This window comes from Moraxella sp., from assembly GCF_030525845.1.
GTDB lineage: Bacteria > Pseudomonadota > Gammaproteobacteria > Pseudomonadales > Moraxellaceae > Moraxella.
The window spans coordinates 1-7,813 of record NZ_JAUNDY010000038.1 but is presented as its reverse complement, the minus strand read 5'-3'; the positions used below and the strand labels follow the sequence as shown (position 1 = coordinate 7,813).

Genomic DNA, 7,813 nt, shown 5'->3' with positions numbered 1-7,813 from the left:
CCACAGGCGAAATGTCGTCAAAATAGACACCGTCCACAGGGGCGACCCATTTGCCACCGATGAAGTTGTCGTATTGGGATTTGAAGTGGACTTTTGCCCCTTCGGTGCTGGGATTGGCATAACGCATAACAATTTCCTTATAACCATAGAGAGAATAGGTCTTAAAACCATTTAAGACAGTTTTATAATGCCTAAATTCATAGCAGTTAGCAAACACTTGTTTGTATCATTTTTGTAAACAAGTGTTAATCCATCATCGTCTTCATTGTAATAAAAAAAGCAAGACTGTCAGCCTTGCTTTTGTGTTGTTATTTTGCCAAACCATCCAAATATTTTTCTGCATCAAGTGCCGCCATACAGCCTGTGCCAGCAGACGTGATGGCTTGACGATACACATGGTCGGCGACATCACCACAGGCAAACACACCCTCCACGCTCGTGGCGGTGGCGTTGCCATCAAGCCCGCTCTTGACTACGATGTAGCCATCTTGCATGGCAAGTTGCCCCTCAAAAATGGCGGTATTTGGCTTATGCCCGATGGCAACAAACATCCCCATGACATCAAGTGTCTTTTGTCCGTTTGGCGTATCAATCACCACACCTGTAACACCCATCTCATCGCCCACCACCTCATGAACAGTACTGTTCCATTCGATAGAAACGTTGCCATTTTTGACCTTTTCAAAGAGCTGGTCTTGCATGATTTTTTCAGCACGCAAGCCATCACGTCTGTGCACAAGTGTAACATGGCTTGCAATATTTGACAGATACAACGCCTCCTCAACGGCGGTGTTGCCCCCACCGATGACGACCACTTTACGGTTTTTATAAAAAAAGCCATCACAGGTCGCACAGGCTGACACGCCACGCCCCATAAAGGTAGTTTCGCTTTCTAGACCCAAATACTGAGCCGTTGCCCCTGTGGCGATGATAAGAGCATCACAGGTATAAGTATCATTATCACCAATGAGTTTAAAGGGGCGACTGCTTAGGTCAGTGGTGTGAATGTGGTCATAAATGAGCTGTGTACCAAAACGCTCGGCATGGGCTTTCATGTTCTCCATCAGCTCATTACCCGTCAGACCCTCGTGTCCGCCTGTCCAGTTGTCAATCTCGGTGGTGGTGGTCAGCTGTCCACCCACTTGTAGCCCTGTGATGATGACAGGATTTAGGTTGGCACGAGCAGCATACACGCCTGCCGAATAGCCAGCAGGCCCTGAACCTAAGATGATGAGTTTGTGATGAATGGTCATAAATACGCCTTAAAATAAAAAAATATGGACTTATAATAATGCTCATTTTAAAAATTGCAAGCCATTCAACCACGACAAATCCCCAAATAATCCCCCAAACATTTGATAAATACACCCATTATCCGATATAATAAGCGGTTATGTTTCAACGCTCGTACACCATGAAAAAAATCCTAAGCAACCCAACATTTAGCGAAGCCTTGCGTCAGATGCCCCTTGCCAAACGCTTGTTTTTTAGCGTGTTTGGTACGTTTGTTTTGGGGTTTTTGTTTTTATCTTTACTTTCTTATAACGTCCTAGACCCTGCGTGGTCGCACGTGGGCGAACGTCAAGAGGTTAGCAATGTTGGCGGTCGAGTTGGTGCTTGGCTCGCTGACATTTTGCATGTATTTTTTGGCGTGGGTGCATGGTGGCTTGTCATAGCAATGGTATACGAGTTGGCACTCTTATGGTGGCGAAAATCACAAATGCTCTGGCAACTTCGTGTGCTATCTTATGGATTTATCCTGATATGTATCAGCGGTATCTTATCAGGTTGGCAATGGTCAGAGGGTCTTGATGCAGCACTTACCTCTGGTGGCGTGATGGGTGTTGAGCTGTATCAGGGGCTGTTTTCTTTGTTTGGTGCTGTTCCAACCATGTTATTTTTGGTGGCAATTAGTGCCGTCGTGATGATGTTGGTGTTTGAGATTTCGTGGGCTGGACTATGGGGCGGACTTTTGGGCATACTGGGACTCAAAAAATCCACCAACATCACAGACATGCCATCTAAGCCAGTACCAGCACAAGTCCACCAAGACTTGCAGGATAATCATTTTGACACGGTAATATCCACCCCCAGCGAGCCTCTACTCACGAATGACACCGCCAATCACATACAAATCCATGCTGATGAAGTGGTTTTAAAGGCAGAAAACATCACTTTAAACACCACACAAATAAATGCAGACACCACACCCCCTCACGATGAAGATGCTACCACCAAATTTGATTTGATGGCAGATGACGAACTCATTGAAATCTTAAATCACGACTCTGACGACATCGACCAAGATAATCATGTTATTGATACACCGGCATTATCCACGCATGACTCTCAAAATGTTGTTGATGATGTAAATGACAAACACGGCATTGAGGCGGATTTTGTCTACCAAAACAAACAAACCAACCAAACGCAGTCCATTAGTCAAAGCGAAGTCTTTGACATGCATTGGAATGTACTAGATACCGACACCCAAAAATCCGACACAGTAAGCATTGATGAATTAGCCACATCAACTTCATCGAATTTATCAGACGATACCACCGAGCAGATCATCACACCTGCCAAGCCTGATATTTTTGATGAGCCAAACCCCTCACGTTCCTATGCTATGGATACGCTCAGTCATCGCATGAGCTTAACACCCATTCCAGAACTGTCCATTTTGGATAAACCTGACATCAACAAACCAAGCTACACCAAGCAAGAATTGCAAATGCTCTCAGAATTACTTGAAATCAAGCTTCGAGAATTCAACATCAAAGCCAACGTCATTAGTGCAATGGTTGGACCTGTGGTAACACGTTTTGAGGTGGAGCTGGCAGCAGGGATTAAGGCAAGTCGTGTAACAGGTGCATCGCAGGATTTGGCACGCTCTTTATCCATGGCAAGCCTGCGTGTGGTGGAAGTCATACCTGGCAAGCCCTATATCGGCATTGAAGTCCCCAACAAACAACGTGAGATGGTCAGACTTATCGAGCTTTTGGATACGCCAGATTATAAAAACCCAGACAAACAAATCGGTGTCGCCATCGGTAAAGACATCGGTGGCAAAGTCGTCATCGCTGACCTTGCCAAAGCACCGCACATGCTTGTCGCTGGCACGACAGGCTCTGGCAAGTCTGTTTTTGTCAATTCCATCTTGCTTTCTATGTTGTTTAAATACACCCCTGATGAACTAAAACTAGTACTCATCGACCCAAAACAACTCGAACTTGCCAACTACGGCGATATCCCTCATCTGCTAACCCCCGTCATTACTGACATGACAGAGGCAACAGCAGCCCTGACGTGGTGTGTCAACGAAATGGAGCGACGCTACCAGCTTATGAGTCTGCTTCGTGTGCGTAAAATTTCTGAATTTAACAAAAAAGTCATTAACGCTGAAAAATTGGGCGAGCCTATTTTTGACCCACTATGGCGAGCAGACGAAAATGTCAGCATTAAGACCGCCCCCAAACTCAAACCCCTGCCACTCATTGTCATTGTAGCAGATGAGTTTGCGGACATGATCATGCAACTTGGTAAAACCGCCGAAGAGCCCATCGTACGCCTCGCCCAAAAAGCACGTGCCGCTGGCATTCATCTAGTGCTTGCCACTCAACGCCCTACCGTCAATGTCGTTACAGGCCTCATCAAGGCAAACATTCCATCACGTGTCGCCCTAAGGGTAAACTCCAAAGTCGATAGTCGCACCATCATTGAAGAGGGCGGTGCAGAAAACATGCTCGGCAATGGCGACATGATGTTTATCGGTCCTAGTGAAAATACCCCCAGACGTGTTCACGGTGCTTATGTTGATGATAATGAAGTCAATCGTGTCTGTGATGCGTGGCGTGAGCGTGGTAGCCCTGATTACATTGACTTGTCCAGCAGTTACACCTTTGAAGGCGAAGGCACAGGCGATGGCTTAGGTAAAGGTGGCGATGATGAATACTATCATCAGGCGGTTACTTTTGTCATGGAGTCTCGCCGAGTATCCATATCCAGCATTCAGCGAAAACTCGGTATCGGTTATAACCGTGCCGCCCGCATCGTGGATATGATGGAAGAAGCAGGTCTGGTTAGTCCTATGGACAATGCTGGCAAACGTCAAATTTTAATGTAAAACCTTGCCAGCCAAAATGCTTAAATGTATAAGTTTGACTTGGAATAACCAAAATACTTAACTTGCACTAGCCCAAATTTAGGCGTTTTAATTTTTAAGAGTCATTTACCATGATTATGCTATATCGCCCTTTTGACCCCGCCATGATTTCTGCGAATTTTAAAAGCACGCCCCACGATTTTATCGTAGAAGAAAACATGGACATCACTCACTCAGAAGAGGGCGAGCATTTGTGGCTTTATGTTTGTAAGATTGGCATGAACACCGCTTTTGTTGCAGAACTGTTGGCAAAATGGGCAAATATCCCCCTTCGTGATGTCGGCTATTCTGGATTAAAAGACCGACACGCCAAGACATACCAATGGTTTAGTTTGCGACTACCTCAAAAAACCCTACCAGAGACAGACCCTTTATCCATCATCACGCCTCACTTGCACAATGGCGAAGCACTAGCCATCATACGCCAGCACTGGCACCACAAAAAACTGGGACGTGGCACGCACAAATCCAACACCTTTACCATCACCCTAAATAACGTCATCGGCGACAAAAATACCATCGAGGCACAGTTATCGCTCATCGCCAAAATAGGTGTGCCCAACTATTTTGGACAACAGCGATTTGGCATCAACGATAACAACATTCACAAAACCAAACAGTTTTTTGAAAAAATACTCGCCAGCCATCGACCCTACAAGCCGTCCAAAAAAGACATAAATCGCCACAGCCTCTACATCTCCACCGCCAAGAGTCTGATATTTAACGCCCTACTTAGCCAAAGGGTAAAACTTAATAATTGGGACAAAGCAGTTAAAGGCGATGTCTTTAATCTAGATGGCACAAATTCCATTTTTTGTACCTCTATTGATGAAGAAATCATTTGCCGAGTACAGCAAAAAGACATTCACCCCACCGCACCGCTATTTGGCGCGGGCGAGATAAAAAACAGCGATGAAAGCTGGGCAATTTACCAAACCACTCTAAACCAACCATCGTTTGAGGTATTCAAGCAAGGTCTCTTAAAAGTTGGCACCAAACTAACTTACCGTCCTCTACGCCTACACCCCCAAAACCTAAGTTGGCAATGGCATGACGGCTCGCTTACTCTACGCTTTTGTCTACCTAGTGGGACATTTGCCACCAGCGTGCTTTTTGCTTTGTGTGACACGCTCCACGACAAGCACGACCGCCATCTTGAAACTCATAGCCCTACCAACTTCTCATAATTTATTTTATTTATCAATTACCAATTAATTATTGAAATCACAAAAGCATGATAACCATCTATCATGCTTTATTCTTATTTATCATAAAAATACAAAAACAATTGATTAATAACAGCATAAAAATATCAAATGATAAAAAATATTATTTACTTCCATAAAAAATCATGTTACTATTATTACCGCATTATCACTAACCTTACTACCAAACCCCAAATAAGACGCTTATGTTGTCTTATTGTTACTTCTTAGGTGATTTTATGAAACAAGCATTTATGTTGCGTCATCTGACCTTAGCCGTGATTGGCACGATGACATCGATGGTCGCATTGGCAAATACCAACGAACCCACCGTAGAGCTAGGACATGAGGTCATTAACCTTGACCGTCAAGGAACAAAAGTCAAAACCAATGTCGTTACCCTACAAGAAAAAGATGAATCCACCGCCACCGACCTACGTGGACTGTTACAGGGTGAGCCTGCCATTGATTTTAGTGGTGGTAACGGCACATCACAATATTTAACCATTCGTGGCATGGGTCAAAACTCCATTGATGTTAAAGTAGATAACGCCTATTCAGACAGCCAAATTCTCTACCATCAAGGTCGCCATATGCTTGACCCTAGTTTGGTTAAAATTGTCAGCGTTCAAAAAGGTGCAGGCTCTGCTTCGGCTGGCATCGGTGCAACCAACGGTGCGATTGTCGCCAAAACCATCGATGCTTATGACCTTCTTAAAAACACCGACAAAGACTGGGGCGTGAAAGTCAATGCAGGCTACAGCTCCAATGATGAAACCAGCTATGGCGTAACTGGCTTTGGTAAAGCAGGCAATTTTGACTTCTTGGTAAGTTACAACGAAGTTGATCAAAAAAACTACAAAGCTGGCAGCAAATCAGCCCAAATTACCAGTAACGCTCCCGCAGCTGAGTACGTCAGCCCTTATGATGGCTCAAAAAAAGTAGCATATTCAGCACTAGACAAAGAAAGCTACCTAATTAAAGCTGGGTACAATCTAGGCGACCACCGTTTTGTGGCAAGTCATTTTAATACCACCAATAAAGGCGAACGCTACGTTCGAGAAGAGTTTGATTTTTTTGCAGGGAATGAAGCACGCTATCGTGAGTTATCCCTTGAAAACACAAACCTTGAATACATTGGCAACAATCTGGGTTTTGCAGATAAGGTAGAAGCCAATGTTTACCAAATGAAAAACAAACGCAAATCCTCTGATGACTCGAACAATGGCTACGCAGGACGCACAGCGAATGAAAATACCACCGTTGTCAAGACTACAGGGGCAAACCTAAACCTTGACAACTATTTAACCGACGGCACACTATTTAAATACGGTGTAAATTATCGCAAACAAGAAATTGAACCTCATACAGCCAGCAATGGTGTATTTAACCAAACTGACAAAACAGATACAGGTGTATACACCGAGATCATCAATGACATCGGTAAGTTTACCCTGACGGGCGGCATGAGATACGACCATTTTAGCTATAACGCTATTGGTGGTAAAAAAATCTCCGATGGCACGCTAAGTCCTAGTGTTGGTATCATTTGGCAGGCTCTGCCTAGTCTTAGTTTAAACGTTACTCATAATCATGCCACCCGCAGTCCACGTCTTGTAGATGCATTACGAGTCGGCGTATTAAACACCTCCATCGCAGATGGTACAAAAGCCGAAAAAGCCAAAAATACTGAGATCGGCTTTAACTTCAATCATGGCAATTTTTCAGCAGATGGTAGCTATTTTTGGCAGGAAATTGACAATTTGCTACAAGCAGGACAAATCACTCGCCATGATGAAACTGGTTCCACAGAAATTGTTGCAGGCATTTCCAATGTCGGCTATGGCAAAAATCACGGCTTTGAAATCAATACCCGCTACCGCTACAAAGGTCTGACCGCTCGATTGGGTGTTGCAGAAAGCAATCCTGAATACCACAGCACAACAGATGCTCGTGGCAATCCAGTAGCATTTAGCAACCGTGAATTTGGTAATACCATCGGACGCACTTGGACAGCAGGATTGGCGTATCGCTTTGATAACCCCAATCTAGAAGTTGGTGTAAACCACCGCAAAGTAGAAGACGTGACTGGTCAAAGTGCTTGGCAATATCATCGCGTTACTGGCAACTCTCGCGGTTTCAACGATTTGGAGCTTATTAAATACGGCTACAATGTCACTGATGTCTACGCCAACTGGAAACCTTATGGCAACGACAAAATGAACGTTAATTTTAGTGTCAATAACATCACTGACGAATACTATCGTTCACACACCGCCATTAGTGGCCTACCAGGTGTTGGCCGTGAGTACCGCGTTGGCGTGAATTTTACCTACTAATATTTCTCCATACACCAACCCCAACAAAACGTTGGGGTTTTTTAACAACCCCCCTCCCTCCGATACACCCTCCCCTGATGTGTCAACACCACCCGATAAGACAA

The 7,813-nt window shown here is 44.5% G+C and carries 3 protein-coding genes and 2 pseudogenes; 3 read left to right on the top strand and 2 right to left on the bottom strand.

From position 1 onward, the window contains the following. Together Q4B79_RS09470 and trxB are read right to left on the bottom strand one after the other, a co-directional pair. Positions 1-127, bottom strand: a pseudogene (locus tag Q4B79_RS09470) (hypothetical protein); the annotation flags it as partial. A gap of 181 nt (positions 128-308) precedes the next feature. Further along, positions 309-1,253 (bottom strand): thioredoxin-disulfide reductase, encoded by a 945-nt coding sequence (trxB, locus tag Q4B79_RS09465; RefSeq protein ID WP_303086172.1) that lies wholly within the window; start codon positions 1,251-1,253, stop codon positions 309-311. A gap of 245 nt (positions 1,254-1,498) precedes the next feature. On the opposite strand from trxB, the pseudogene Q4B79_RS09460 reads away from it, so the two are divergent. The 3 genes and pseudogenes from Q4B79_RS09460 to Q4B79_RS09450 all read left to right on the top strand — a co-directional run. After that, a pseudogene (locus tag Q4B79_RS09460) lies at positions 1,499-4,126 on the top strand (DNA translocase FtsK); the annotation flags it as partial. Positions 4,127-4,236: 110 nt separating this feature from the next. Further along, the gene (truD, locus tag Q4B79_RS09455; RefSeq protein WP_303086171.1) at positions 4,237-5,352 is read left to right on the top strand and encodes a tRNA pseudouridine(13) synthase TruD; all 1,116 of its coding nucleotides are present in this window, start codon (positions 4,237-4,239) and stop codon (positions 5,350-5,352) included. A gap of 257 nt (positions 5,353-5,609) precedes the next feature. After that, positions 5,610-7,709 (top strand): TonB-dependent receptor, encoded by a 2,100-nt coding sequence (locus Q4B79_RS09450; protein WP_303086170.1) that lies wholly within the window; start codon positions 5,610-5,612, stop codon positions 7,707-7,709. Positions 7,710-7,813 lie beyond the last annotated feature (104 nt).